Below are 24,919 nucleotides of genomic sequence, written 5' to 3' on the forward strand. Positions count from 1 at the left end.
AAGAGATGACAGAAAAAGAAATTTTTGACCGTATTGTGACCATTATCCAAGAGCGACAGGGAGAAGACTTTGTCGTGACAGAAGCATTGAGTCTGAAAGACGATTTGGATGCTGACTCAGTTGACTTGATGGAGTTTATCTTGACACTGGAAGATGAATTTAATATCGAAATCAGCGATGAGGAAATTGACCAACTCCAAAGTGTAGGAGATGTGGTAGAAGTCGTCAAAAGTAAAGAATAGCAAGAAGCAACATGCAAGTCGTGTTGCTTTTTTATTGTCAGGAAAAATAAAAAATTTAGAACTTTTAGTGGGAATTACGAATAGATAGATAAGGAAGAAAAAGGAGGAATATTTATGTATGTGACCGGTTTTTATCCGTGGTTCATTAAATTATTTTTTAAATAAAATTTAATTTGGTTGTACGTTTTCGAATTCTTTTTCGAATAAATAGGTAAGAGGAAAAAGAGAGGAGTCTGATTCATGTTTATATCAATGTTCTACCCATGGTTTACTAAATTATTTTTCAAATAAATTTAATTTGGTTGTACATTTTCGAATTGTTTTTCGAATAGATAAGTAAGAGGGAAACGAAAGGAGTCTGGTTTATGTATCTACCAATCTTGTATCCGTGGTTCATTAAATTATTTTTTAAATAAAATTTAATTTAGTTGTACATTTTCGAAATTTTTTTCGAATAAATAAGTGAGAGGAAAAGGAAGGAGACTACGCGATGTATTTACCAATCTTATTGCCATGGTTTATCAAATGGTATTTAAAATAAATGAAATTTACCTGTTCATTTTAAATCACTTCTCAAATAGATAAGTGAGACGAAAAGGAATTCAGTAATTTATCTATTCTGGTTTTTAAAATGGTTTAAGAGCCAGAAATCGTAAACTAAAAAATAGAAATAAAGGAGAAAAAAGATGACAAATTTTGACAAAATGGAACAGAACTTTGTAGCTCTTACAGAAGAAGAGTTGATGAATGTAGATGGGGGAATTGCACCAATTATTATTGGTGGTGTAGTTATTGGTTGGAAATTAATTGGAGGTGTAGCTGCGCTTGCTACAGTTTCAGCAGGTGCGGGCATAGCTGCAGGATATTATGCTAATCGACCATAATTTTGTAGATATATATGAAATTTGTTAAATTAATGTTGAAGATTTGGCCTGAGCTTATGGTATTACTTAGTTCAATATCTTATACAATTATCAGGTTGGTAGCTGATGTGAATAAGCTACCCTTACCTACATGGTTTGATGATTTTAATATACCAACAATTTCATTGTTTTTAATGGTATTCATTTTATTATATAGAAGTAAAGGAGAAAAGAATGGATAAATTTCAAGTAGTTGATGAGAAAGATTTGCAAGTAATTGAAGGAGGAATTGAACCTATTTCGATTATATTTGGCCTAAGTGCTATTGCATTTGGCGCATTTGGGGCTGGTTACACATTTGGTTCAGATTTGGCTCGTCGTGGGCGTTAGATAATGAATAATCGCAACCTTAATCTCAATACATTGTTACCTAAACTAGCCACGATATTTCCTTTGTTGGGAATAACTCTTAATGTCGCGCTTCATGTGATTCGTACAGGTTCGTTAGTATCCTTTAATTGGCAATGGACTTTGGTTGGTTTGCTTTTCGCAGGATATTTTGGTATTTTTCGCAAAGATTTGTCAAAAAATAATCAAAACTATAAATGAAGAATATGAATCAAAAGGATTTTGTGTATATGAATGGTAGTGTTTTTCCGCCATTCTTGTCAGGCAAATAGGAGTCTAACATGAAAACATTTTTATTAGGTTTTGCTGAGGGGTATTTTACCGTATCGCTTATAATCTACATCGCAACGTATTTGATTTTGAAAAATCCAATCAATACCCTATTTTATCCAGAAATTTACCCTGTTTTATTTGGGCTATTTTATCTAGGATATAAGGTCAATAAAAAGTAGTTTAGAGTCTAAACATATAAAAATATATAAAAATTAAGGAGAAAAAAAGATGACAAATTTTGACAAAATGGAACAGAACTTTGTAGCTCTTACAGAAGAAGAGTTGATTAATGTAGATGGGGGAATTATTCCGATAGCAGTAGCAGCTAGTATTATTGCAGGTTCAGCATTTGCTGGTTTAAGTGCAGGAGTAGCTATTGGAATTAGTCGAAACAAGAGATAATGAGAGAATCAATGAAGTTTTCAAACGAATTTGCGGCTGTTATTATATCAGCCTCAGGAATAGTGGGTTTATTAGTAGGAGTAGCTATTGGATTAGCTAGTATTATTTAAAAAGGAGTATATCATGCAAAATTTGAATCAATTTGAAATCGTAAAGCAAAATGAATTAGAGCAAGTACAAGGCGGAGTGGGTTTATTGATTGTTATCGGAGGCTCATTACTTGCTGCAGGTGGAGCTGGGGTAGCTGGTTATTGGTTATCTCGTACGTTTGGTTAATATATTTAAAGGAGTAGGTGGGATATGAAAAAATTAGAAGAAAAATTTGAGATCATGGCAGAAGCAGATTTGGCTAGTACCGAGGGTGGACTTATTATTACTACTTCTACAGCTATCGCTTGGGGTGTTTTAGGAGTTGTTGCCTATATGTACGGTCGTCATCTAGGAAGCAGACGTTAATTTTAACAATTTGATACATATTTTATTAAAGAATGTAAGAAAAACTATGAATCGTAATTTAGAACGGTGTTATCTATTCTGACTAGTAATAGATCATACCAGAGGTGGCTTAGAAATAGCAGGGACATTAGAAATTGAAGTAATAAATAGGATGTCGTAAATGTTGCTATCAATGATTTATTTGTTCTAAGCTTGCCTAGGGTGACAGTAAAACATCAATTTCCTTTCATACCATATTTTTAGTTAGGTAGGATATTTGTTCTGCCTATTTTTTTATCCAAAAAGTGCAGTTGAGGTGTTTATTTATATCGTTTGGAGTTTATTTGGAGTTTTATATGTATTTTTTGATAAAATAGGTGTAGAAATTAGGAAAGTTGAAGAAAAGGAATGAAGAAGGTTTTAAGTTATCTTTTAGTATTTATTTTTCTATTTTTGATGAATATTTTCATCTTTAAGATACTAGCAACTCTGGGATTTCAGCTGACAATGAGTGAAAAGAGTTATATTGTACCACCGCTGTTTTCGATTATCGTTTTGTACATGATTGACAAAAGAATTAGGAAGAAAAAGAAATCTTTGTAATCAACTTAAGGAGTATTACTATGGATGAGTTGAAACGTGAAATTGGTTATAAAATCAAAACTATTAGGCGATCTTGTGGAAAAACTCAGATAGATATTTGTGGAGATGAATCAGAGTTGACGATTCGTCAGCTAGCACGTATTGAAAATGGGCAAGCTTTAGCAACACTTCCTAAATTATTATTGATTGCGGATAAACTTGGAGTATCATTACAGAATATTGTAGATGTTAAGGCTATAGAGATTCCAAAAGCATTCCTAAAACTAAAAGATGAGCTGATTCATTCTCAAACCTACGCTGATAAGAGAAGAATCGAACGAAAAGAAGCTATACTTGAGGAAATATATGAAAACTATTATGAGAATTTGCCTGAGGAAGAGCAGTTAATTGTGGATGTGACACAAGCTCGTTTTGATATTTATGGTAGTTCAGATGCGACCTACGGTTTAGGGTTAGTGGAAGAATATTTCCAGCAGTTATTAAAAAAGAAATATTTTTCTGTAAATGATTTGTTGATTATTGAATTGTATTTCTTTTGTTGTGCTATGGGATTAGAAGATAAAGAACATTTTGAGGAGTTAGCTCAAAAAGTATTGCTATGTTCAGAATATGAAGATAAGGCTAGCCTAGCTCAGATGGAAAAAGTTCTCCTGAGCCTATTTATCCAAATTCAGACAGAAGATAGTCTGATATATATTCAAACATTTGAGAAAATTATTGCTAAAACAAGACATATTTTTTACCGACCTCATCTATTTTTGCTAAAGGCAAAATATGCTTTATTTGTAGACAAGAATATTTTAGAGGCAGAAAGTTTCTATGAAAAGGCAATTTCTCTAGCAGAATTGCTAGATGATCAGGTATTAGTTCAGAGAATCTTAGCAGAAAAACAAATAGATTTCCCAACAACCTGACTTCTAAGTCATGTTGTTTTTTTCATGTTTTTGTTATACTAAACCCATAAAGAAAACGATTCCAAAAAGAAAGGAGGTTTATTATGGTTGGAACGTTATTTGTCCTTTTAAGTATAGGAGTTTGGTTCTATCTATAATATCAGGTAGATATTAATGGAATAAAGTATTCTTATATTGGATTAAAGGAATGTTTTAATAGGTTTCCTACATTAGTATAGAGGATGAAACTTAATTTTCAATGATATAAAAGAGTGATTTGGAGATTGTGAGGGTTGAGTATGTTTATTTATGATGTAGGAAGTGTGAACTAAAAAGGAGGTAGTAATCGTATAAAAGTTAAATAGACATTATCTTTTATTGAGTCTTAGTGATATAAAAGTAATTTGATAATCTAGGAAAATGTAGTAGTAATTTATTTATTATAGATATGTTAATAAAAGTAGTATAAAATATAGACGAACATTTGAAGAGAGTTAGGAATACAACATATGCGAATTAACTCTCAATAAAACATAAATAATATACAAAAGGAGTACACTAAAATGAAATCTAAAAGAATGGAATTTCATAATAAATTTCTCATTGTTTCAGTAATGTTAGCAGTCATTAGTTGGTTAAGCTTAGGTGTTGTTTCTTTTCCTATGTTGGCTGGGACATTAGGAATTTCGACAGGATCTGCTGCTACTGTAGTCAATTTGATTAGTGCTTATAGTACAGTTACAGCAGTAATTTCAATTGTAGGTGCAATCACAGGAGTAGGTTCTATTGGTTCGGGTATTGCAGCAACAGTTCTTTATATGTTGAAAAAGAAAAGTGCTGCTAAAGCAGCTCTATGGTAGAACTAGATGAAAATACTTTCTAAAAAAGAATGTGAAAGTATTTTAGGTTATCTTAATTTTATTGGGATAACCCTTTTGTTTGTTGTTATCATAAGTTTGTCAATCTATTTTAAAAGCTATCTTCCTTTTCAAGGGAAATTATTTTTACTTTTTTTGGTAGTAGATTACGCTACTTTGAATCGTTATAATATGAAACTGCCTATTCAAAGTAAAAAAATAAATACTTTCTATATAAGGAAAAACTACATTTTTCTCTATCTTCTTGCCATTGTCAAGAAATATTATTCTTTCCAAATTTTACAATCATTCATTTATTTATTTGTTTTGTATTTTCTAGACATTATTGGATATTTTTATTTATCCATTACTCTTTGTTTGATAGTTATTCAAATTATTTCTTTAATTCTACCTAGTTTGTTTTCAATTATAAGTAAATTGTTCTTATTTTTCTCTATAGGACTATTGTCTATAGAACAAGGACAAGTTGTAATTTATGCCATACTACTCAATTATTTTATTTTAGTCATGGGGATATTAGATAATCATGCGAGTAATTTCTATTTTAAAAGCAGTCGAATGAGTCAAAAAAGATTTCGTAGCAGTCTATTTATATTGCTTCGTTTTTGTTGGTTAAATAAAGGGTTAACTTTTTCTTTTATTTTGATTAGTATTCTCCTTTCCTATCTATTTTGGTATATGATGACGATGTTATCAATTGATGGCACAAAAATACCAATATTATTTCTTTATACCTCAATATATATCACATTAATGGAGGCAATAATAGGGAATCATAAATCCTCAATTGGGGTAGATCTAGCTTTACTTCAATTATCTGCTCTCAATCATTCTAAAATGAATTTCTTTTTTAAGAATGTACAACTAATGATGTTGACGCATTTAATCTCTTTCTTACAATTTTCATTGTTGTTATGTTTGATTCCGGTGACAAGTTATAGTACTGATATAAAAAGTATTTTGTTGAATTTGTTATTGATTCCATTCAATTATTTTATAGCCTATGTCTATTATAAGAAAGCTCTATTTTTAATTAAAGGTACAGTTAGTTTATTGAGATGGAGTTTTCTGGTTTTATATTGTTTTCTGATAATATTTTTAACTTTAGTAGGGGGCATTAGATGAGAAAAAGTGGTTTTCTGATTTACTATGTGTTATTTTGTATAGTCTGTTTTTCACTAGGTTTACTTTTAAGCTTTATATTAAAAAGTGAGACTTTTGCTACTATACCTCCGAAACTGGAATTACAATTTACATTGACAGTTTTACAGGCAAATTCTACAAATTTTTTGCTATATCTATTCTGTTTTCCGATTTCGCCCTTATTGCAACTTTTTGATTTGCTATCTTTAGGAATACAATTGGGTATATCTGGTCAGATGATTGGAATAGTAGCTACAATAAAAGGAATATTACCTCATGGTCTTATTGAAATACCGAATTTTATTTGGTATCAAGGTATGAGTCAGTATCTTTTATACCGATTATTGAAGGATAGGGGAATTAAAAATATACTTATTTATATAAAAAGTAATTTAAAATGGTATATCATTTCTTATCTTTTATTAATTTTAGCAGCGTTGATAGAGGGAATTAAATTATGAAAATTGAAAATGAATCCAAAAGTTATGATAAATGTATACTGAAAAATATATCACTCGAGATTGATAAGGGAATTTACAGAGTTGAAGGAGAGAATGGTTCAGGAAAGAGCACCCTTCTACAACTTTTAGCTGGGCTAGAGACTTTTGATAGTGGTTTAAAGAATTGTGTCTCCAAAGATGTACTATACCTTGATACCAATCAGCTTGGGGTTATTCCATTCACTATAGAAGAAAATTTGCAGTTATTGTGTGATTCTTTTCAAATTCATCTATCATTTGAGGATAAAGAACAAATTAATACTTTTTTTGATAATAAAATCGGAGATAACTATATGACAGCCTCTACTGGAACAAAATTCAAATTAGGCTTATCCTTAATTTTTGCTAAAAATTGGGATTATATTTTTATTGATGAGACCTTATCAACAGTGGATGCAAGAAGTATTGATATGATTGCTAAACGCTTAATTTCCATGAAAGAAAGCTCTACTATTATATATGTATCTCATAATTTATTGCATCAAGAATTGATTAGCAAATCTCAAAGGATTTTAATAGAGGAAGGACGGGTTTATGAAATTTCAAACAAATAATAGTTTATACAAGTTAATGAATCTGATTATTTATCTTTTTCTTTTATATCTGTTTATTGATTTACTGATGAAGTCGGGAATTTTAAATGAACAAATTGATAAATTATCTGAACTATCTAATCTTTTTACAATTAAAATAGAAACAATATTGACAGTGATTTCTGTTGTTTTCACATTTATAGCAACTCTTATTGAATATGGATTTTCTCTCTTTCTGATTACATTATTTTTTGATAAGGATAAGAGGAACTTTGGAGATGTTCTTTTATCTAAAAATATAACCTTAAGTTTTAGCATTTTACTTTGTTACTTATTTAATCCATCGGATATAAAGTTTGCTTATTTCAGCATATTGACAGTATTACTAATTGGGATAACAAATTATGCGAGATTTAAAAATTTAAGATTGACAGTAGTATTTTCTGTACCATTTTTATTTAATGCTATAGTGTCTATTATAAATAGTTTTTAGAAATACTAAAATTTCTTTTCTTTACTTAATAATGACACGAAATCATTTCGGTTTTATTAACTTGGAATTCTTATATTTTCTAGGTAGGACGTTTGTTCTGCCTATTTTTTTATCCCAAAAGTGCATTTGGGAGGTAGATAGGCGCATTTGGGAAGGAAGTCCAGTTTTTATTTGGGGATTGGGGTAAGATAGTTGTTATCAGATGAGTTTAGGAAAAAGGAGATGAATATGAAATTTGGGAAACGTCACTATCGTCCGCAGGTGGATCAGATGGACTGCGGTGTAGCTTCATTAGCCATGGTTTTTGGATACTATGGTAGTTATTATTCTTTGGCTCACTTGCGAGAATTGGCCAAGACGACCATGGATGGGACGACGGCTTTGGGCTTGGTCAAGGTGGCAGAGGAAATTGGTTTTGAGACGCGAGCAATTAAGGCGGATATGACGCTCTTTGACTTGCCAGATTTGACTTTTCCTTTTGTTGCCCATGTGCTTAAGGAAGGAAAATTGCTCCACTACTATGTGGTGACTGGTCAGGATAAGGATAGCATTCATATTGCCGATCCAGATCCTGGGGTGAAATTGACCAAACTGTCACGTGAGCGTTTTGCGGAAGAATGGACAGGAGTGACTCTTTTTATGGCACCTAGTCCAGACTACAAGCCTCATAAGGATCAAAAGAATGGTCTGCTCTCTTTTATCCCTATATTAGTGAAGCAGCGTGGCTTGATTGCCAATATCGTTTTGGCAACCCTCTTGGTAACCTTGATTAACATTGTGGGTTCTTATTATCTGCAGTCTATCATTGATACTTATGTGCCAGATCAGATGCGTTCGACACTGGGGATTATTTCTATTGGGCTGGTTATCGTTTATATTCTCCAGCAAATCTTGTCTTATGCCCAGGAGTATCTCTTACTTGTTTTGGGGCAACGCTTGTCGATTGACGTAATTTTGTCCTATATCAAGCATGTTTTTCACCTGCCTATGTCCTTCTTTGCGACACGCAGGACAGGGGAAATCGTGTCTCGTTTTACAGATGCTAACAGTATTATTGATGCGCTGGCTTCGACTATTCTTTCGATTTTCCTAGATGTGTCAACGGTTGTCATTATTTCTCTTGTTTTATTTTCACAAAATACCAATCTCTTTTTCATGACCTTATTGGCACTTCCTATCTACACAGTGATTATCTTTGCCTTTATGAAGCCGTTTGAAAAGATGAATCGGGATACCATGGAAGCCAATGCGGTTCTGTCTTCTTCTATCATTGAGGACATCAACGGTATTGAGACTATCAAGTCCTTGACTAGTGAAAGTTCACGCTATCAAAAGATTGACAAGGAATTTGTGGATTATCTGAAAAAATCCTTTACCTATAGTCGGGCAGAGAGTCAGCAAAAGGCTCTGAAAAAAGTTGCCCATCTCTTGCTCAATGTCGGAATTCTCTGGATGGGGGCTGTTCTGGTTATGGATGGCAAGATGAGTTTGGGGCAGTTGATTACCTATAATACCTTGCTGGTTTACTTTACCAATCCTTTGGAAAATATCATCAATCTGCAAACCAAGCTTCAGACAGCGCAGGTTGCCAATAACCGTCTGAATGAGGTTTATCTGGTAGCTTCTGAGTTTGAGGAGAAGAAAACAGTTGAGGATTTGAGCTTGATGAAGGGAGATATGACCTTCAAGCAGGTTTCCTACAAGTATGGCTATGGTCGAGATGTCTTGTCGTCTATCAATTTGACCATTCCCCAAGGCTCTAAGGTGGCTTTTGTGGGGATTTCAGGGTCAGGTAAGACGACCTTGGCCAAGATGATGGTTAATTTTTACGACCCAAGTCAAGGGGAGATTAGTCTGGGTGGTGTCAATCTTAATCAGATTGACAAAAAATCCTTACGCCAGTACATCAACTATCTGCCTCAACAACCCTATGTCTTTAACGGAACGATTTTGGAGAATCTTCTTTTGGGAGCAAAGGAAGGGACGACTCAAGAGGATATCTTACGGGCGGTCGAATTGGCAGAGATTCGGGAGGACATTGAGCGCATGCCCCTGAATTACCAGACAGAATTGACTTCGGATGGGGTAGGAATCTCAGGTGGTCAACGTCAGAGAATCGCTCTGGCGCGTGCTCTCTTGACAGATGCGCCGGTCTTGATTTTGGATGAGGCGACCAGCAGTTTGGATATTCTGACAGAGAAGCGAATTGTCGATAATCTTATGGCTTTAGACAAGACCTTGATTTTCATCGCCCACCGTTTGACCATTGCTGAGCGGACAGAGAAGGTTGTTGTCTTGGATCAGGGCAAGATTGTCGAAGAAGGAAAGCATGCTGATTTGCTTGCACAGGGTGGCTTTTACGCCCATTTGGTGAATAGCTAGAAAGAGGAGAGGATGAAACCAGAATTTTTAGAAAGTGCGGAGTTTTATAATCGTCGTTACCATAATTTTTCCAGTCGGGTGATTGTACCCATGTCTCTTCTGCTCGTGTTTTTGCTTGGATTTGCAACTGTTGCAGAGAAGGAGATGAGTTTGTCCACTAGAGCGACTGTCGAACCTAGTCGTATTCTTGCAAGTATCCAGTCTACTAGCAACAATCGTATTCTTGTCAATCATTTGGAAGAAAATAAGCTGGTTAAGAAGGGAGAACTGTTGGTTCAATATCAGGAAGGGGCAGAGGGTGTTCAAGCAGAGGCTTATGCTAGTCAGTTGGACATGCTCAAGGATCAAAAAAAGCAATTGGAGTATTTGCAAAAGAGCCTGCAAGAAGGGGAGAACCACTTTCCAGAGGAGGATAAATTTGGCTACCAAGCCACCTTTCGCGACTACCTCAGCCAAGCGGGCAGTCTTAAGGCTAGTACATCGCAACAAAATGAGACCATCGCATCTCAGAATGCAGCAGCTAGCCAAACCCAAGCCGAAATCGGCAACCTCATCAGCCAAACAGAGGCTAAAATTCGCGATTACCAGACAGCTAAGTCAGCTATTGAAACAGGCGCTTCCTTGGCCAATCAGAATCTAGCCTACTCTCTCTACCAGTCCTACAAGTCTCAGGGCGAGGAAAATCCGCAAGCTAAGGCACAAGCAGTTGCGCAAGTTGAAGCGCAGCTTTCTCAGTTAGAATCCAGTCTTGCTACTTACCGTATCCAGTATGCAGGTTCAGGTACCCAGCAATCCTATGCGTCAGGCTTAAGCAGTCAATTGGAGTCCCTTAAGTCCCAACACTTGGCTAAGGTTGGTCAGGAATTGACTCTTTTAGACCAGAAAATCTTGGAGGTGGCATCAGGCAAGAAGGTTCAGGGAAATCTTCTAGACAAGGGGAAAATTACGGCGAGTGAGGATGGGGTGCTTCATCTTAATCCTGAGACCAGTGATTCTACCATGGTAGCAGAAGGTACCCTACTAGCCCAACTCTATCCATCCTTGGAAAAAGAAGGGAAAGCCAAACTTACAGCTTATCTAAGTTCAAAAGATATAGCAAGAATCAAGGTCGGTGATTCTGTTCGCTATACGACGACTCATGATTCCAAGAATCAACTTTTCCTAGATTCTACTATTACCAGCATAGATGCGACAGCTACTAAGACTGAGAAAGGGAATTTCTTTAAAATTGAGGCGGAGACTAATCTAACTTCGGAGCAGGCTGAAAAACTTCGGTATGGGGTGGAAGGTCGCCTGCAAATGATTACGGGCAAGAAAAGTTATCTTCGTTATTATTTGGATCAATTTTTGAACAAAGAGTAATGTTCGTATTTTTAGAGTTAAATGATTTTTAAACTGTGAGAAAGATTCTTCTTGCAGTTTTTTCTTTACAATTTTTGAAGTTCATCTGCTACTTATTCGTTTAAATCCTTGTATTTTTTGGTTTTTTATGGTAGAATGTGCTCAAGTAATACGAAAGGCGAACTTTAAAATGTCAAAACAATTAATCTATTCGGGAAAAGCTAAAGATATCTATACAACTGAGGATGAAAATCTTATTATTTCAACTTACAAGGACCAGGCGACTGCTTTCAATGGTGTTAAGAAGGAGCAGATTGCGGGCAAGGGAGTGTTGAATAATCAGATTTCATCTTTTATTTTTGAGAAATTAAATGCGGCTGGTGTGGCGACTCACTTTGTGGAGAAGCTTTCAGACACGGAACAACTCAATAAAAAGGTTAAGATTATTCCTTTGGAAGTCGTGCTCCGAAACTATACTGCTGGTTCCTTTTCAAAACGTTTTGGCGTAGATGAAGGTATCGCATTTGAGACTCCGATTGTCGAATTTTACTATAAAAATGATGATTTGGATGATCCATTTATCAATGACGAGCATGTGAAATTCCTAAAGATTGCGGATGATCAGCAGATTTCCTACTTGAAAGAAGAAACTCGTCGAATCAATGAACTCTTGAAAGCCTGGTTTGCTGAGATTGGGCTTAAGTTGATTGACTTTAAACTAGAGTTCGGTTTTGATAAGGATGGCAAGATTATCTTGGCAGACGAATTTTCACCAGATAACTGCCGTTTGTGGGATGCGGATGGCAACCACATGGATAAGGATGTTTTCCGTAGGGGATTAGGTGAATTAACTGACGTTTACGAAATTGTTTGGGAAAAGTTGCAGGGTTTGAAATAATCTGTTTGCAAGACTCTCAAGGTCATTTGGAAACATTGCAAGAGCTGAAATAAAGGAATAAGGATTGATGGATAAACGTATTTTTGTTGAGAAAAAGGCTGATTTTCAGGTCAAGTCAGAGAGTTTGGTTAGAGAGGTCCAGCACAACTTGGGGCTGTCAAGCTTGAAAAGTATTCGTATTGTGCAAGTCTATGATGTCTTTGATTTGGCAGAGGACCTGTTTGCACCTGCAGAGAAGCACATCTTCTCTGAGCAGGTGACAGACCATGTCTTGGATGAAGCTGCTGTGCAGGCGGATCTGGCTAACTATGCTTTCTTTGCCATTGAAAGCCTGCCAGGGCAGTTTGACCAGCGTGCAGCATCTTCACAGGAAGCCTTGCTTTTACTAGGAAGTTCGAGTGACGTGACAGTCAATACAGCCCAACTGTACTTGGTCAATAAAGATATTGATGAGACTGAGTTGGAAGCGGTCAAGAACTACTTGCTCAATCCAGTTGATTCTCGTTTCAAGGACATCACGACAGGGATCGCCAAGCAAGAATTTTCAGAGTCGGACAAGACCATTCCTAAATTGACTTTCTTTGAAAGCTATATAGCAGAAGACTTTGCCCGCTACAAGGCAGAGCAAGGGATGGCAATGGAAGTGGATGACTTGCTCTTTATCCAAGACTACTTTAAGTCAATCGGGCGCGTGCCAACTGAGACTGAACTCAAGGTTTTGGATACTTACTGGTCTGACCACTGTCGTCACACGACTTTTGAGACAGAGCTTAAACACATCGACTTTTCAGCTTCTAAATTCCAAAAACAATTACAAGCAACTTATGACAAGTATGTTGCTATGCGTGAGGAGTTGGGGCGTTCGGATAAACCTCAAACCTTGATGGATATGGCCACTATTTTCGGTCGTTATGAGCGTGCCAATGGACGTTTGGATGATATGGAAGTGTCAGACGAAATCAATGCTTGTTCGGTCGAAATCGAAGTGGACGTTAATGGTGTGAAAGAGCCATGGCTCCTCATGTTCAAGAACGAAACCCACAACCACCCAACAGAAATCGAACCATTTGGTGGGGCTGCTACTTGTATCGGTGGTGCCATTCGTGACCCATTGTCAGGTCGTTCTTACGTTTATCAGGCAATGCGTATCTCGGGTGCTGGTGATATTACAGCATCGATTTCGGAAACGCGTGCTGGGAAATTGCCACAACAGGTTATTTCTAAAACAGCTGCTCATGGTTATTCTTCATATGGTAACCAGATTGGACTTGCGACGACTTACGTTCGTGAGTACTTCCACCCAGGTTTTGTAGCCAAACGCATGGAGCTAGGTGCCGTTGTCGGTGCGGCTCCTAAGGAAAATGTAGTTCGTGAAAAACCAGAAGCGGGTGATGTCATTATCTTGCTCGGCGGCAAAACAGGCCGTGACGGTGTCGGTGGTGCGACAGGCTCTTCTAAGGTTCAAACGGTTGAGTCTGTAGAGACTGCTGGTGCTGAGGTTCAAAAAGGGAATGCCATCGAAGAACGTAAGATTCAACGTCTGTTCCGTAATGGCGATGTCACTCGTCTTATCAAGAAGTCTAATGACTTTGGTGCTGGTGGTGTCTGTGTAGCCATCGGTGAATTGGCAGATGGTCTTGAAATCGACCTCAACAAAGTACCTCTTAAATACCAAGGTTTGAATGGTACCGAAATTGCTATATCTGAATCACAAGAACGGATGGCGGTCGTGGTTCGTCCAGAAGACGTAGATGCCTTCGTTATAGAATGTAACAAAGAAAATATTGATGCTGTTGTGGTTGCGACAGTGACTGAAAAACCAAATTTAGTCATGCACTGGAATGGTGAGACAATCGTGGACTTGGAGCGTCGTTTCCTTGACACCAATGGTGTGCGTGTAGTCGTCGATGCTAAGGTTGTGGACAAGGATGTCAAGCTTCCAGAAGAACGTCAAACATCTGCTGACACACTTGAAGTTGATACCCTTGCGGTTCTATCTGACCTCAACCATGCGAGTCAAAAAGGCTTGCAGACTATCTTTGATTGCTCAGTCGGTCGTTCTACAGTCAACCATCCGCTTGGTGGTCGCTACCAACTCACACCGACTGAGGCTTCTGTGCAGAAATTGCCTGTACAACACGGTGTGACTCATACTGCCTCAGTCATGGCTCAAGGTTTCAACCCATATGTAGCTGAATGGTCTCCATACCACGGTGCTGCTTATGCGGTTATCGAAGCAACTGCTCGTTTGGTGGCTGCTGGTGCAAACTGGTCTAAGGCTCGTTTCTCTTACCAAGAGTATTTCGAGCGGATGGACAAACAAGCAGAGCGTTTTGGTCAGCCAGTAGCAGCTCTCCTAGGCTCTATCGAAGCGCAAATTCAGCTTGGCTTGCCATCTATCGGTGGTAAGGACTCTATGTCTGGTACCTTTGAAGAATTGACAGTACCACCAACCTTGGTTGCCTTTGGGGTGACGACGGCAGATAGCCGTAAGGTGCTTTCTCCTGAGTTCAAAACTGCTGGGGAAAACATCTATTATATTCCAGGCCAAGCCCTCTCAGTAGAGATTGATTTTGACTTAATTAAGAAAAACTTTGCTCAGTTTGAAGCCCTTCAAAAGGCTCACAAAGTAACATCTGCATCAGCTGTTAAATACGGTGGTGTGCTTGAAAGTTTGGCACTTGCTACTTTTGGAAATCATATCGGTGCAGAGGTGATCTTGCCTGAACTTGAAACAGCTTTGACAGCACAATTGGGCGGATTTGTCTTCACATCTCCTGAAGAAATCGCTGGAGTAGAGAAGATTGGACAAACAAGTGCAGACTTTACACTCCTTGTCAACGGTGTGAAGCTAGATGGACAGAAACTTGACAGTGCCTTCCAAGGAAAACTGGAAGAAGTTTACCCAACAGAGTTTGCCCAAGCCAAAGAACTGGCTGAAGTACCAGCTGTGGCATCAGATGTTGTGATTAAAGTCAAAGAAAAGGTTGAAAAACCTGTGGTTTACATCCCAGTCTTTCCAGGAACCAACTCAGAATATGATTCAGCTAAGGCCTTTGAAAAAGAAGGTGCAGAGGTTAACTTGGTGCCATTCGTGACACTCAATGAAGAAGCCATTGTCAAGTCAGTCGAAACTATGGTTGACAACATCGGTAAGGCTAACATTCTCTTCTTTGCAGGTGGTTTCTCGGCTGCGGACGAGCCAGATGGTTCAGCTAAGTTTATTGTCAATATCCTGCTCAATGAAAAAGTGCGTGCAGCTATTGATAGTTTTATCGCTCGTGGTGGCTTGATTATCGGTATCTGTAATGGATTCCAGGCCTTGGTCAAATCAGGTCTTCTTCCATACGGGAACTTTGAAGAAGCCACTAGTACTAGCCCAACCCTCTTCTACAATGATGCCAACCAACACGTGGCTAAGATGGTGGAAACTCGCATTGCCAATACTAACTCACCATGGCTTGCTGGTGTGCAAGTAGGCGATATCCACGCTATTCCTGTTTCGCACGGTGAAGGGAAGTTTGTCGTGACAGCTGAGGAATTTGCAGAGCTCCGTGACAATGGACAAATTTTCAGCCAATATGTTGACTTTAACGGCAAACCAAGTATGGATTCTAAGTACAATCCGAATGGTTCTGTAAATGCCATTGAAGGAATTACCAGCAAGAATGGCCAAATCATCGGTAAGATGGGCCACTCAGAACGTTATGAGGAAGGTCTTTTCCAAAATATCCCAGGAAATAAAGACCAGTACTTGTTCGCGTCAGCGGTTAAATACTTCACTGGAAAATAAGACTTGCAGATTTTCTAATAGATAGTATCAGGAATGTAAAAGTCATGTAGATTTATCTCTTGATGATTGCAAATGAAAATTAGGTATAAAAAATGACATACGAAGTAAAATCTCTTAATGAAGAATGTGGTGTTTTCGGGATATGGGGACATCCAGATGCTGCTAAATTGACCTATTTTGGTCTCCACAGTCTTCAGCACCGTGGTCAGGAGGGGGCAGGCATTCTCTCCAATGATCAAGGACAACTGAAGCGCCATCGCGATATGGGTCTTCTATCAGAAGTCTTCAGAAATCCGGCTAACTTAGATAAATTGACAGGAACTGGTGCGATTGGGCATGTGCGTTACGCGACTGCTGGCGAAGCTTCTGTAGATAATATCCAGCCTTTCCTCTTCCGTTTTCACGATATGCAGTTTGGCTTGGCTCATAATGGGAATCTGACCAATGCAGCCTCTCTCAAGAAGGAGTTAGAAGAAAGAGGAGCCATTTTCAGTGCGACTTCGGACTCTGAAATCTTGGCTCATCTTATTCGTCGCAGTCATAATCCGAACTTGATGGGCAAAATCAAGGAAGCGCTCAGCCTTGTCAAAGGTGGCTTTGCTTATATCCTGCTGTTTGAGGATAAGTTGATTGCGGCTCTTGATCCCAATGGTTTTCGTCCGCTTTCTATCGGGAAAATGGCCAACGGAGCGGTGGTTGTTTCCTCTGAAACTTGTGCTTTTGAGGTTATTGGTGCAGAATGGATTCGCGATTTGAAGCCAGGTGAGATTGTCATCATTGATGACAAGGGAATCCAGTATGATAGCTATACAGACGATACTCAGTTAGCAATCTGTTCTATGGAGTATATCTACTTTGCTCGGCCTGATTCTAATATCCACGGTGTCAATGTTCATACGGCACGTAAGAGAATGGGGGCTCAACTAGCGCGTGAATTCAAGCATGAGGCAGATATTGTGGTCGGTGTGCCCAATTCTTCCCTCAGCGCGGCTATGGGATTTGCGGAAGAATCCGGGCTACCAAATGAAATGGGACTCATCAAGAACCAATACACCCAACGTACCTTTATCCAACCGACTCAAGAATTGCGGGAGCAAGGGGTGCGGATGAAACTCTCTGCTGTTTCAGGTGTTGTAAAAGGCAAGCGTGTGGTTATGATTGATGACTCTATCGTTCGTGGGACAACCTCGCGTCGTATCGTTCAGCTCTTGAAAGAAGCGGGTGCGACTGAGGTTCACGTTGCCATTGGTAGTCCAGCGCTAGCTTATCCATGCTTCTACGGGATTGATATCCAGACCCGTCAGGAGCTAATTGCGGCCAATCATACGGTTGAAGAAACGCGTCAAATCATTGGTGCGGACAGTCTGACTTATCTTTCTGTTGAGGGCTTGATTGATTCAATTGGTATTGAAACAGATGCGCCAAATGGCGGTCTCTGTGTCGCTTACTTTGACGGTGACTACCCAACGCCTCTCTATGATTACGAAGAAGACTATCGTAGAAGTTTGGAAGAAAAGACCAGTTTTTACAAGTGAGTTACTGAGATTCTCCATAAAAGAAAAGGAATAAATAAATGACAAAAAATGCTTATGCCCAGTCGGGCGTGGATGTTGAAGCGGGTTATGAAGTTGTGGAACGGATTAAAAAGCACGTGGCTCGTACGGAGCGTGCAGGTGTCATGGGAGCTCTGGGTGGCTTTGGTGGTATGTTTGACCTTTCAAAGACTGGGGTTAAAGAGCCCGTCTTGATTTCAGGAACTGACGGTGTCGGAACCAAGCTCATGTTGGCTATCAAGTACGACAAGCACGATACCATCGGTCAGGACTGTGTGGCCATGTGTGTCAATGATATCATTGCTGCAGGTGCGGAGCCCCTCTATTTCCTTGACTATGTGGCGACAGGGAAGAATGAACCAGATAAGCTAGAACAAGTGGTTGCTGGTGTGGCTGAAGGTTGTGTGCAAGCTGGTGCAGCTCTCATCGGTGGTGAAACAGCTGAAATGCCTGGCATGTATGGCGAAAATGACTATGACTTGGCTGGTTTTGCAGTCGGTGTGGCTGAAAAATCTCAAGTCATTGACGGTTCAAAAGTGGCAGAGGGAGATGTTCTTCTCGGACTTGCTTCAAGTGGGATTCACTCCAATGGTTACTCTCTCGTCCGTCGTGTCTTTGCTGACTATACAGGTGAGGAAGTCCTTCCAGAATTGGAAGGAAAGCAACTCAAGGAAGTTCTTCTTGAGCCGACTCGTATCTATGTCAAGGCTGTTTTGCCACTCATCAAGGAAGGCTTGGTAAACGGCATTGCCCACATCACAGGTGGTGGATTTATCGAGAATGTCCCTCGTATGTTTGCAACTGACTTGGCCGCTGAGATTGAGGAAAGCAAAGTTCCAGTGCTTCCAATTTTCAAAGCCCTTGAAAAATACGGTCAGATCAAACACGAAGAAATGTTTGAAATCTTTAATATGGGTGTGGGGCTCATGTTGGCAGTCAGCCCTGAAAATGTAAATCGTATTAAGGAATTGTTGGATGAACCAGTCTATGAAATTGGTCGTATCATCAAGAAAGAAAACGAAAGTGTCATCATCAAATGAAAAAAATAGCGGTTTTTGCCTCAGGTAATGGCTCAAATTTTCAGGTGATTGCCGAAGAATTTCCGGTGGAGTTTGTCTTTTCAGATCATCGTGATGCCTATGTGCTCGAGCGTGCAGACAAGCTCGGTGTTCTGTCCTATGCTTTTGAACTCAAGGAGTTTGAGAACAAGGCAGACTACGAAGCAGCACTTGTCGAACTCTTGGAAGAACACCAGATTGACTTGGTTTGTCTAGCAGGCTACATGAAAATTGTTGGACCTACTTTACTGGCAGCTTATGAAGGCAGAATTATCAACATTCATCCAGCCTACTTGCCAGAATTTCCAGGAGCTCATGGGATTGAGGATGCTTGGAATGCTGATGTGGATCAGTCTGGTGTGACCATTCACTGGGTAGATTCTGGTGTGGACACTGGTAAGATTATCCAACAAGTCCGTGTGCCACGGTTAGCTGATGATACCATAGCCAGCTTTGAAGAACGCATCCATGAGGCAGAGTATAAGTTGTATCCAGAGGTGCTGGATAGTTTGGGAGTAGGGAGAAGGTAAGAAGTAAGTCAAGTTTTGATTGCGCAATCTTGCTAGGAGAAAAAATGATTGAGATGAAATTAGTAGATGAGAGCAGTTTTCAGGCAGTGCTGGATTTGAAAATATCTGAAGCTGATGAACGAGCATGTTTCGTGGCTCCAAATGTACGCTCTTTAGCTGACGCATGGCTCTACCGAGAGAATGGGGATGTATTTCCGAGGGCAATCTATTGGGATAAGCAGGTGGTTGGCTTTCTCCTGCTGGAAATAGACGAGGATGAAGCGGAATACTTTATCTGGCGGATAATGATTGGTCAGCAGTACCAAGGAAGAGGTTATGGTCGAAAAGCCTTGGAAGTCCTAATCAAAGAGGCTCGGATGGATAGCGCTTGCACTCATATTGTTGCAGATTATGTGGTTGGAAATGAAAAAATGAAGCACCTGCTGACTAGTCTGGGTTTTCAGGGAACAGGATTTATAGAAGAAAATAACGAAGTCGCTATGCGCTTAGAACTAAAGAAAGAGGAATAGAATGACGAAAAAAGCCTTAATCAGCGTCTCAGATAAAGCGGACATTGTTGAATTTGCCCAAGAACTCAAAAAACTTGGTTGGGAGATTATCTCGACAGGTGGAACCAAGGTTGCCCTTGACAATGCTGGGGTGAAGACCATTGCCATCGACGATGTGACTGGTTTTCCAGAGATGATGGACGGTCGTGTCAAGACCCTACACCCAAATATCCACGGTGGGCTCCTCGCTCGTCGTGACTTGGATAGCCACTTGGAAGCGGCCAAAGACAATCAAATCGAGCTCATTGACCTTGTTGTGGTCAACCTTTACCCATTTAAGGAAACCATTCTCAAACAAGACGTGACTTACGCTGATGCTGTGGAGAATATCGATATTGGTGGTCCATCTATGCTTCGTTCAGCAGCGAAGAACCACGCTAGCGTAACAGTTGTGGTGGATCCTGCTGACTATGATGTGGTGCTTAACGAATTGGCAGCAAACGGCGAAACAAGTTACGAAACTCGCCAACGGTTGGCAGCCAAGGTTTTCCGTCACACAGCGGCTTATGACGCCTTGATTGCAGAGTATTTCACAGCTCAAGTGGGTGAAAGCAAGCCTGAAAAGCTCACTTTAACCTATGACCTCAAACAAGCCATGCGTTACGGTGAAAACCCTCAACAGGATGCAGACTTTTATCAGAAAGCTTTGCCAACAGACTATTCGATTGCTTCAGCGAAACAGCTCAACGGTAAAGAATTGTCATTCAACAATATCCGCGATGCTGACGCTGCCATTCGTATTATCCGTGACTTCAAAGACCGTCCAACCGTTGTGGCTCTCAAACACATGAACCCATGTGGAATTGGTCAGGCTGATGACATCGAGACTGCTTGGGACTACGCTTATGAGTCTGACTCAGTGTCTATCTTTGGTGGTATCGTTGTTCTTAACCGTGAGGTGGATGCTGCGACAGCTGAGAAGATGCACGGCGTTTTCCTTGAAATCATCATCGCACCAAGCTATACGGATGAGGCGCTAGCTATTTTGACCAATAAAAAGAAAAACTTGCGTATCCTTGCCTTGCCATTTGACGCTCAAGAAGCAAGTCAAGTGGAAGCAGAATATACAGGTGTAGTAGGTGGGCTTCTGGTGCAAAACCAAGACGTGGTCAAAGAAAGCCCAGCGGATTGGCAAGTGGTGACCAAACGCCAGCCAACTGAGACAGAGGCAACTGCCCTTGAGTTCGCTTGGAAGGCTATCAAGTATGTCAAATCAAACGGAATTATCGTGACCAACGACCACATGACACTTGGTGTTGGCTCAGGTCAAACTAACCGTGTGGCCTCTGTTCGTATTGCCATTGACCAAGCCAAAGACCGTCTGGACGGCGCAGTCCTTGCTTCGGATGCCTTCTTCCCATTTGCCGATAACGTGGAAGAAATCGCCAAAGCAGGTATCAAGGCCATCATCCAGCCAGGTGGGTCCGTCCGTGACCAAGAGTCTATCGAAGCTGCGGATAAATACGGCTTGACTATGGTCTTCACAGGAGTGAGACATTTTAGACATTAAGAACGTTAAAGGGAAGAAAACAGTTTCTTTCCTTTTTTTGAAATGAAATAATAGATTAATAAAAAAATTACGAGAAGCGAATTTATTTGTAAATTAGAAAACATCATAATTTTATCAGCAAGGTAATAAATAAAGTTATGATAAACTATGTTAGAAGTAAATATTTTTGATATAATGATGTTAGCAGAGCGCAATCAAGGAGGGGATTGATTTGGAAATTAAAAAAAATTATTTAATAAATAGATTTTTTTCCAGAAATACTATCAAAAATCTCGTACAAAATAAAAAAGATTCAGTTTTTGAGCGTGTTTCGCAACATTATAAATTAGAAAATAATTTGTCCACTATTCAAAATGTTTATAATAAACTATCTCGGTCGTATCGGAACGAATACTTCTATAAGAATACTCTTTTAAATAAACGTTTATTAGGAATACATAGTGTCAATACTACAACAGCTTTAACAGAGATACCTGTCGGTCGAGCAAAACCAGATTTTATTTTAATCAACGGAAAGGCGGTTGTGTATGAAATAAAAACAGAATTAGACAATTTTGACAGACTTGAAAACCAAATCAATGAATATTATAAAGCTTTTAACCATGTTGTCATTTTGACATACGAAAAGAACATAGAAATGGCGAAAAGAAAAATTGATGAGATTAATAAACCTATTGGTTTATATATTTTACAAAAAAACGTAAAAATTAAAACAGTGATGGAACCCAAGGAATACAATAATGATTTAGATAGAGATGTCATTTTCAGTATTCTTCGGAAACGCGAATATGAAAGTATTATTGAGAAGCATTTTGGTTCTTTACCTCAGGTCTCTCAATTCGATTATTACGATGTTTGTAGGCAACTAACTGAAGATATTCGACTAGAACAATTTTATTCAGATTTTTTAATTGAACTGAAAAAAAGAAATCCAATCAATAAAGAATTGTTTGCGGCGGTCCCATATGAACTCAAGTTTTTGGTGTATTTCATGAACTTTAAACCAAAGGATTATGATGCACTTGCACAATTTTTACAAAAATAGGAGGAGCAAAGTATGTATTTTCCATACCTAAGAGGTCGGCAATATGAATTAATAGCGCTCAGAGAGTTATTAGAAAATAATAAGTTAAGCAACAATGTTATTCCAATTATTGAACCAGTGAGATTATCCCCAACTCTGGTCAGTACTTTGGAAGCGTTTGCAACGAAGAAGCAACCGTGTGCCCTCATCATGAATCCAGCAGTAGGGTTCTTTAATGAGGAATACAGCAAAAACGAAAAAAATCGAGCAAGCCGCTTAGACAAAGTGATTGAGCAGAGTGAGCATTTGTACTTTGCCTCACTGATGAGCACAGATTATCAAAAAGCTGATAATTTCAAGCAGAATGATGACATGAGTAAGCAAATCACAATATGTAAAGATCCTGATGATTTAAATGGATACGAAGATAATTATAATACAGAACTAACAGCCTACAATATTATTGGGGAAGACAGTAAGTTAAACAGAGAGGTTAGCGGGAGCAAAGTTAAAATTAGTGACAGATTTAAGAAAGCGCCAAGAAATGTAGATTATGCTAAAAAAACAGATGAATTTTTCTCAGAAGATCATAAATATTTTTTAAAGGATGGGTATAAGGGGTTTTCGGATTACTCTATTGTTGGCGAGAGCTACAGTGATTCAGGATTTGCCCCCACTGCTATAGCTATTCATATCGTTTATTTTAACGAAAAACAAGATTTAAGAATTCATCATTTTGTATCCAATACAAATGAAAAGCAGAGAAACCAAGCGGGTAAGTTTGAGGAGGCTCTCGAAAAGTTAATCAATGCTATTGAAGAAGGTAAAATATCACAGACAATGGCGATCAAAGAGTTTCAACGATTGTCCGATACCAAAACATATCCAGGGCTTGGCACCATTAAAAAATTAACCATGATGCATCATATTGAATTGGTTGGTAAATATCTTGATCAAATAAATGGAGACAGATAGTTAATGAAGTTTTGTCAAAAATGCTTTGCAGATGAAATTCTTAAATCTCAAGTAGTCATAGCTAGAAGACAGTCTAGCTGTGATTTATGTAATAATGCGAATGACTTTGTTTATGATACGCAGAAAGATAATTATTTAATTGATTATTTTAGTTCATTTATTTCTATTTTTTCTCCAATAGAAAAAATAGAAAATTTCCAATCTGGTCAAGAGACGCTATTAAAAACTGAAGTAGCAACAAATTGGAACATATTTACTACTAATGATGAGTATAAGGTTTATCAAATGCTTTCAGAAATTTGTAAAGAACTGTTTGAAGAAATTCCAAACTTGTTAAACTCACCTGTTGGAGTAGATAAAATGTATGATCCTATCTATTTACAGGAGCATTCGTTATTCAGTAAGGGTTGGGAATGTTTTGTTGAAGATATTAAATATAATAATCGTTTTCATTCTAACCAGATTAATAAAGGTATTTTAGCAAAGTATTGTGAAGCTATCCAAAAGACTTATTCAGGAGGAGAACAATTCTTTAGATGTAGAATTGCAAAAGATGGAAAACAATTTGAGCCGAAAGAAATAGGTGCACCCCCTAAAGGTAAATCTGCTGATGGAAGAGCGAATGCAAGAGGGATTGTGACGTTATATTTGGGTGATACAGAAAAAACAGCATTACATGAAACTAGAACAGGTTTATATGACTATGTCTGCATTGGAACTTTTGAATTAAAGTCTCCTATAACAGTTATTGATTTTAAAAAAATCAATGAAATTAGTCCCTTTCAAGATGGGATTATTGATGACATTGCTGAGTTGGCAATTAATAAAAAGCATCTAAAACAAATTGATTATGAGATGGGGAGAGTAATGAGAAAGTCTGATGATGTTTTAGATTATCTCCCAACTCAATATATAGCTGATTTTGTCAGATCTATAGTCTCAGAAGAATATCCTGAACAATATGCCTTTCAAGGAATTGAATTCCGTAGTGTTATGAATCTAGAAGGTTTCAATTTAGCTATATTCACACCAGAGTGTTTTGATGTAATTGATATAAAAATGAAACGAATAAATCAGATTTCCTATGTCTGGTAGATATAAAACATGGCTACATACTTTAGAGATATTCCGCACTTAATGAGCTTGGGACAAAAGTCTAGCCTTAAATATAAAAAGCGAACAAAGATAGTTTTCTGACAATCAGAATTTTTTCTTTGTACTGACCCCAAAAAGTTAGACAATTAATTTATCCGAAGGATTTAGTTCTGTATTGCACAGGGCTAAGTCCTTTTAGTTTTACCTTAATTCGTTTATTGTTGTAGTAATCAATATAGTCTACAATGGCTTGTTCCAATTGATTAAGTGATTTAAACGTCTTCTCGTAACCATAAAACATTTCGGATTTTAAAATTCCAAAGAAGGATTCCATCATGCCATTGTCTGGGCTGTTACCTTTACGTGACATAGATGGCTGAATTCCCTTACTCTCTAGGAATCGATGATAAAAATCGTGTTGGTATTGCCAACCTTGGTCGCTGTGTAAATGGTATTTCATAGTATTTCTCTGTAATGCCTGTTCCAACATTCGTTTTTACTTGTTCTAAATTAGGCGAACAAGAAAGATTATAAGCGATAATTTCG

27 protein-coding genes and 1 pseudogene are annotated in these 24,919 nt (G+C 38.3%); 27 read left to right on the forward strand and 1 reads right to left on the reverse strand.

The window, feature by feature from the left end:
- Window positions 1-5: 5 nt before the first annotated feature.
- The 27 genes from HMPREF0851_RS16605 (at window position 6) to HMPREF0851_RS14730 (ending at window position 24,373) form a co-directional block, all read left to right on the forward strand.
- Window positions 6-242, forward strand: a complete 237-nt coding sequence (locus tag HMPREF0851_RS16605) for an acyl carrier protein (RefSeq protein WP_009014476.1) — start codon at window positions 6-8, stop codon at window positions 240-242.
- Between the two features lie 686 nt (window positions 243-928).
- Entirely contained in the window at window positions 929-1,126 is a 198-nt protein-coding gene (locus tag HMPREF0851_RS14625) for a class IIb bacteriocin, lactobin A/cerein 7B family (RefSeq protein WP_000180825.1), read from the forward strand.
- A 213-nt stretch (window positions 1,127-1,339) separates the two neighbouring features.
- The gene (locus tag HMPREF0851_RS14630; RefSeq protein WP_000357248.1) at window positions 1,340-1,495 is read left to right on the forward strand and encodes a smi_0061 family bacteriocin-like peptide; all 156 of its coding nucleotides are present in this window, start codon (window positions 1,340-1,342) and stop codon (window positions 1,493-1,495) included.
- A 3-nt stretch (window positions 1,496-1,498) separates the two neighbouring features.
- The gene (locus HMPREF0851_RS16730) at window positions 1,499-1,714 is read left to right on the forward strand and encodes a hypothetical protein (RefSeq protein WP_009014477.1); all 216 of its coding nucleotides are present in this window, start codon (window positions 1,499-1,501) and stop codon (window positions 1,712-1,714) included.
- Window positions 1,715-1,794: 80 nt separating this feature from the next.
- The gene (locus HMPREF0851_RS16345; RefSeq protein ID WP_000846992.1) at window positions 1,795-1,965 is read left to right on the forward strand and encodes a hypothetical protein; all 171 of its coding nucleotides are present in this window, start codon (window positions 1,795-1,797) and stop codon (window positions 1,963-1,965) included.
- 49 nt (window positions 1,966-2,014) lie between these two features.
- On the forward strand, window positions 2,015-2,188 hold the full coding sequence (locus tag HMPREF0851_RS14635) for a class IIb bacteriocin, lactobin A/cerein 7B family (RefSeq protein WP_000180813.1): 174 nt from the start codon (window positions 2,015-2,017) through the stop codon (window positions 2,186-2,188).
- Between the two features lie 123 nt (window positions 2,189-2,311).
- Window positions 2,312-2,464, forward strand: a complete 153-nt coding sequence (locus HMPREF0851_RS16085; RefSeq protein ID WP_001180498.1) for a class IIb bacteriocin, lactobin A/cerein 7B family — start codon at window positions 2,312-2,314, stop codon at window positions 2,462-2,464.
- A 24-nt stretch (window positions 2,465-2,488) separates the two neighbouring features.
- Window positions 2,489-2,644 (forward strand): hypothetical protein, encoded by a 156-nt coding sequence (locus HMPREF0851_RS16350; protein WP_000732247.1) that lies wholly within the window; start codon window positions 2,489-2,491, stop codon window positions 2,642-2,644.
- A gap of 387 nt (window positions 2,645-3,031) precedes the next feature.
- Window positions 3,032-3,226: a hypothetical protein gene (locus HMPREF0851_RS16615; protein ID WP_000757197.1), complete on the forward strand. Its 195-nt coding sequence runs from the start codon at window positions 3,032-3,034 to the stop codon at window positions 3,224-3,226.
- A 20-nt stretch (window positions 3,227-3,246) separates the two neighbouring features.
- Window positions 3,247-4,140: a helix-turn-helix domain-containing protein gene (locus tag HMPREF0851_RS14650; RefSeq protein ID WP_000343885.1), complete on the forward strand. Its 894-nt coding sequence runs from the start codon at window positions 3,247-3,249 to the stop codon at window positions 4,138-4,140.
- A gap of 542 nt (window positions 4,141-4,682) precedes the next feature.
- Window positions 4,683-4,979, forward strand: coding sequence for an uberolysin/carnocyclin family circular bacteriocin (locus HMPREF0851_RS14655; RefSeq protein WP_000837729.1), 297 nt, complete (start codon window positions 4,683-4,685; stop codon window positions 4,977-4,979).
- A gap of 6 nt (window positions 4,980-4,985) precedes the next feature.
- Window positions 4,986-6,122, forward strand: a complete 1,137-nt coding sequence (locus HMPREF0851_RS14660) for a hypothetical protein (RefSeq protein ID WP_000698832.1) — start codon at window positions 4,986-4,988, stop codon at window positions 6,120-6,122.
- On the forward strand, window positions 6,119-6,601 hold the full coding sequence (locus HMPREF0851_RS16090) for a stage II sporulation protein M (RefSeq protein ID WP_001232095.1): 483 nt from the start codon (window positions 6,119-6,121) through the stop codon (window positions 6,599-6,601). Before HMPREF0851_RS14660 ends, HMPREF0851_RS16090 begins: the two co-directional genes overlap by 4 nt.
- Window positions 6,598-7,194 (forward strand): ATP-binding cassette domain-containing protein, encoded by a 597-nt coding sequence (locus tag HMPREF0851_RS14665; RefSeq protein ID WP_000687785.1) that lies wholly within the window; start codon window positions 6,598-6,600, stop codon window positions 7,192-7,194. Before HMPREF0851_RS16090 ends, HMPREF0851_RS14665 begins: the two co-directional genes overlap by 4 nt.
- Window positions 7,175-7,666: a hypothetical protein gene (locus HMPREF0851_RS14670; RefSeq protein ID WP_000671992.1), complete on the forward strand. Its 492-nt coding sequence runs from the start codon at window positions 7,175-7,177 to the stop codon at window positions 7,664-7,666. The genes HMPREF0851_RS14665 and HMPREF0851_RS14670 overlap by 20 nt, the downstream gene beginning before the upstream one ends.
- 228 nt (window positions 7,667-7,894) lie before the next feature.
- Window positions 7,895-10,048 carry a peptide cleavage/export ABC transporter ComA gene (gene comA, locus HMPREF0851_RS14675; protein ID WP_000668321.1) on the forward strand — a complete coding sequence of 718 codons (2,154 nt, stop codon included), beginning with the start codon at window positions 7,895-7,897 and terminating at the stop codon, window positions 10,046-10,048.
- A 12-nt stretch (window positions 10,049-10,060) separates the two neighbouring features.
- On the forward strand, window positions 10,061-11,410 hold the full coding sequence (comB, locus tag HMPREF0851_RS14680) for a competence pheromone export protein ComB (RefSeq protein ID WP_000801600.1): 1,350 nt from the start codon (window positions 10,061-10,063) through the stop codon (window positions 11,408-11,410).
- Window positions 11,411-11,579: 169 nt separating this feature from the next.
- Complete coding sequence (gene purC / locus HMPREF0851_RS14685) at window positions 11,580-12,287, forward strand: phosphoribosylaminoimidazolesuccinocarboxamide synthase (protein ID WP_000043294.1); 708 nt, start codon at window positions 11,580-11,582, stop codon at window positions 12,285-12,287.
- A 67-nt stretch (window positions 12,288-12,354) separates the two neighbouring features.
- Window positions 12,355-16,080, forward strand: coding sequence for a phosphoribosylformylglycinamidine synthase (locus HMPREF0851_RS14690; protein WP_000361238.1), 3,726 nt, complete (start codon window positions 12,355-12,357; stop codon window positions 16,078-16,080).
- 92 nt (window positions 16,081-16,172) lie between these two features.
- The gene (gene purF / locus HMPREF0851_RS14695; protein WP_000220646.1) at window positions 16,173-17,615 is read left to right on the forward strand and encodes an amidophosphoribosyltransferase; all 1,443 of its coding nucleotides are present in this window, start codon (window positions 16,173-16,175) and stop codon (window positions 17,613-17,615) included.
- A 38-nt stretch (window positions 17,616-17,653) separates the two neighbouring features.
- A complete protein-coding gene (gene purM / locus HMPREF0851_RS14700) occupies window positions 17,654-18,673 on the forward strand; it encodes a phosphoribosylformylglycinamidine cyclo-ligase (RefSeq protein WP_000164517.1) in 1,020 nt (339 codons plus the stop codon).
- A complete protein-coding gene (purN, locus tag HMPREF0851_RS14705; protein WP_000717478.1) occupies window positions 18,670-19,221 on the forward strand; it encodes a phosphoribosylglycinamide formyltransferase in 552 nt (183 codons plus the stop codon). The genes purM and purN overlap by 4 nt, the downstream gene beginning before the upstream one ends.
- A 44-nt stretch (window positions 19,222-19,265) precedes the next feature.
- The gene (locus HMPREF0851_RS14710; RefSeq protein ID WP_000571849.1) at window positions 19,266-19,730 is read left to right on the forward strand and encodes a GNAT family N-acetyltransferase; all 465 of its coding nucleotides are present in this window, start codon (window positions 19,266-19,268) and stop codon (window positions 19,728-19,730) included.
- Between the two features lies 1 nt (window position 19,731).
- Window positions 19,732-21,279: a bifunctional phosphoribosylaminoimidazolecarboxamide formyltransferase/IMP cyclohydrolase gene (purH, locus tag HMPREF0851_RS14715; RefSeq protein WP_000161895.1), complete on the forward strand. Its 1,548-nt coding sequence runs from the start codon at window positions 19,732-19,734 to the stop codon at window positions 21,277-21,279.
- 211 nt (window positions 21,280-21,490) lie between these two features.
- Window positions 21,491-22,324 carry a sce7726 family protein gene (locus tag HMPREF0851_RS14720; RefSeq protein WP_000403438.1) on the forward strand — a complete coding sequence of 278 codons (834 nt, stop codon included), beginning with the start codon at window positions 21,491-21,493 and terminating at the stop codon, window positions 22,322-22,324.
- A 12-nt stretch (window positions 22,325-22,336) separates the two neighbouring features.
- The gene (locus tag HMPREF0851_RS14725; RefSeq protein ID WP_000273872.1) at window positions 22,337-23,278 is read left to right on the forward strand and encodes a sce7725 family protein; all 942 of its coding nucleotides are present in this window, start codon (window positions 22,337-22,339) and stop codon (window positions 23,276-23,278) included.
- Between the two features lie 3 nt (window positions 23,279-23,281).
- A complete protein-coding gene (locus tag HMPREF0851_RS14730) occupies window positions 23,282-24,373 on the forward strand; it encodes an RES domain-containing protein (protein ID WP_000666928.1) in 1,092 nt (363 codons plus the stop codon).
- Window positions 24,374-24,524: 151 nt separating this feature from the next.
- On the opposite strand, the pseudogene HMPREF0851_RS14735 reads toward HMPREF0851_RS14730, so the two are convergent.
- Window positions 24,525-24,919: pseudogene (locus HMPREF0851_RS14735) on the reverse strand (IS3 family transposase); the annotation flags it as partial.

It is taken from the genome of Streptococcus sp. M334, from assembly GCF_000187745.1.
Classification (GTDB): Bacteria; Bacillota; Bacilli; order Lactobacillales; family Streptococcaceae; genus Streptococcus.

Bases quoted from the DNA above. Each gene is read 5' to 3' on its own strand.
- HMPREF0851_RS16605 (WP_009014476.1), top strand. From the start codon at position 6: ATGACAGAAAAAGAAATTTTTGACCGTATTGTGACCATTATCCAAGAG.
- HMPREF0851_RS14625 (WP_000180825.1), top strand. From the start codon at position 929: ATGACAAATTTTGACAAAATGGAACAGAACTTTGTAGCTCTTACAGAA.
- HMPREF0851_RS14630 (WP_000357248.1), top strand. From the start codon at position 1,340: ATGGATAAATTTCAAGTAGTTGATGAGAAAGATTTGCAAGTAATTGAA.
- HMPREF0851_RS16730 (WP_009014477.1), top strand. From the start codon at position 1,499: ATGAATAATCGCAACCTTAATCTCAATACATTGTTACCTAAACTAGCC.
- HMPREF0851_RS16345 (WP_000846992.1), top strand. From the start codon at position 1,795: ATGAAAACATTTTTATTAGGTTTTGCTGAGGGGTATTTTACCGTATCG.
- HMPREF0851_RS14635 (WP_000180813.1), top strand. From the start codon at position 2,015: ATGACAAATTTTGACAAAATGGAACAGAACTTTGTAGCTCTTACAGAA.
- HMPREF0851_RS16085 (WP_001180498.1), top strand. From the start codon at position 2,312: ATGCAAAATTTGAATCAATTTGAAATCGTAAAGCAAAATGAATTAGAG.
- HMPREF0851_RS16350 (WP_000732247.1), top strand. From the start codon at position 2,489: ATGAAAAAATTAGAAGAAAAATTTGAGATCATGGCAGAAGCAGATTTG.
- HMPREF0851_RS16615 (WP_000757197.1), top strand. From the start codon at position 3,032: ATGAAGAAGGTTTTAAGTTATCTTTTAGTATTTATTTTTCTATTTTTG.
- HMPREF0851_RS14650 (WP_000343885.1), top strand. From the start codon at position 3,247: ATGGATGAGTTGAAACGTGAAATTGGTTATAAAATCAAAACTATTAGG.
- HMPREF0851_RS14655 (WP_000837729.1), top strand. From the start codon at position 4,683: ATGAAATCTAAAAGAATGGAATTTCATAATAAATTTCTCATTGTTTCA.
- HMPREF0851_RS14660 (WP_000698832.1), top strand. From the start codon at position 4,986: ATGAAAATACTTTCTAAAAAAGAATGTGAAAGTATTTTAGGTTATCTT.
- HMPREF0851_RS16090 (WP_001232095.1), top strand. From the start codon at position 6,119: ATGAGAAAAAGTGGTTTTCTGATTTACTATGTGTTATTTTGTATAGTC.
- HMPREF0851_RS14665 (WP_000687785.1), top strand. From the start codon at position 6,598: ATGAAAATTGAAAATGAATCCAAAAGTTATGATAAATGTATACTGAAA.
- HMPREF0851_RS14670 (WP_000671992.1), top strand. From the start codon at position 7,175: ATGAAATTTCAAACAAATAATAGTTTATACAAGTTAATGAATCTGATT.
- comA (WP_000668321.1), top strand. From the start codon at position 7,895: ATGAAATTTGGGAAACGTCACTATCGTCCGCAGGTGGATCAGATGGAC.
- comB (WP_000801600.1), top strand. From the start codon at position 10,061: ATGAAACCAGAATTTTTAGAAAGTGCGGAGTTTTATAATCGTCGTTAC.
- purC (WP_000043294.1), top strand. From the start codon at position 11,580: ATGTCAAAACAATTAATCTATTCGGGAAAAGCTAAAGATATCTATACA.
- HMPREF0851_RS14690 (WP_000361238.1), top strand. From the start codon at position 12,355: ATGGATAAACGTATTTTTGTTGAGAAAAAGGCTGATTTTCAGGTCAAG.
- purF (WP_000220646.1), top strand. From the start codon at position 16,173: ATGACATACGAAGTAAAATCTCTTAATGAAGAATGTGGTGTTTTCGGG.
- purM (WP_000164517.1), top strand. From the start codon at position 17,654: ATGACAAAAAATGCTTATGCCCAGTCGGGCGTGGATGTTGAAGCGGGT.
- purN (WP_000717478.1), top strand. From the start codon at position 18,670: ATGAAAAAAATAGCGGTTTTTGCCTCAGGTAATGGCTCAAATTTTCAG.
- HMPREF0851_RS14710 (WP_000571849.1), top strand. From the start codon at position 19,266: ATGATTGAGATGAAATTAGTAGATGAGAGCAGTTTTCAGGCAGTGCTG.
- purH (WP_000161895.1), top strand. From the start codon at position 19,732: ATGACGAAAAAAGCCTTAATCAGCGTCTCAGATAAAGCGGACATTGTT.
- HMPREF0851_RS14725 (WP_000273872.1), top strand. From the start codon at position 22,337: ATGTATTTTCCATACCTAAGAGGTCGGCAATATGAATTAATAGCGCTC.
- HMPREF0851_RS14730 (WP_000666928.1), top strand. From the start codon at position 23,282: ATGAAGTTTTGTCAAAAATGCTTTGCAGATGAAATTCTTAAATCTCAA.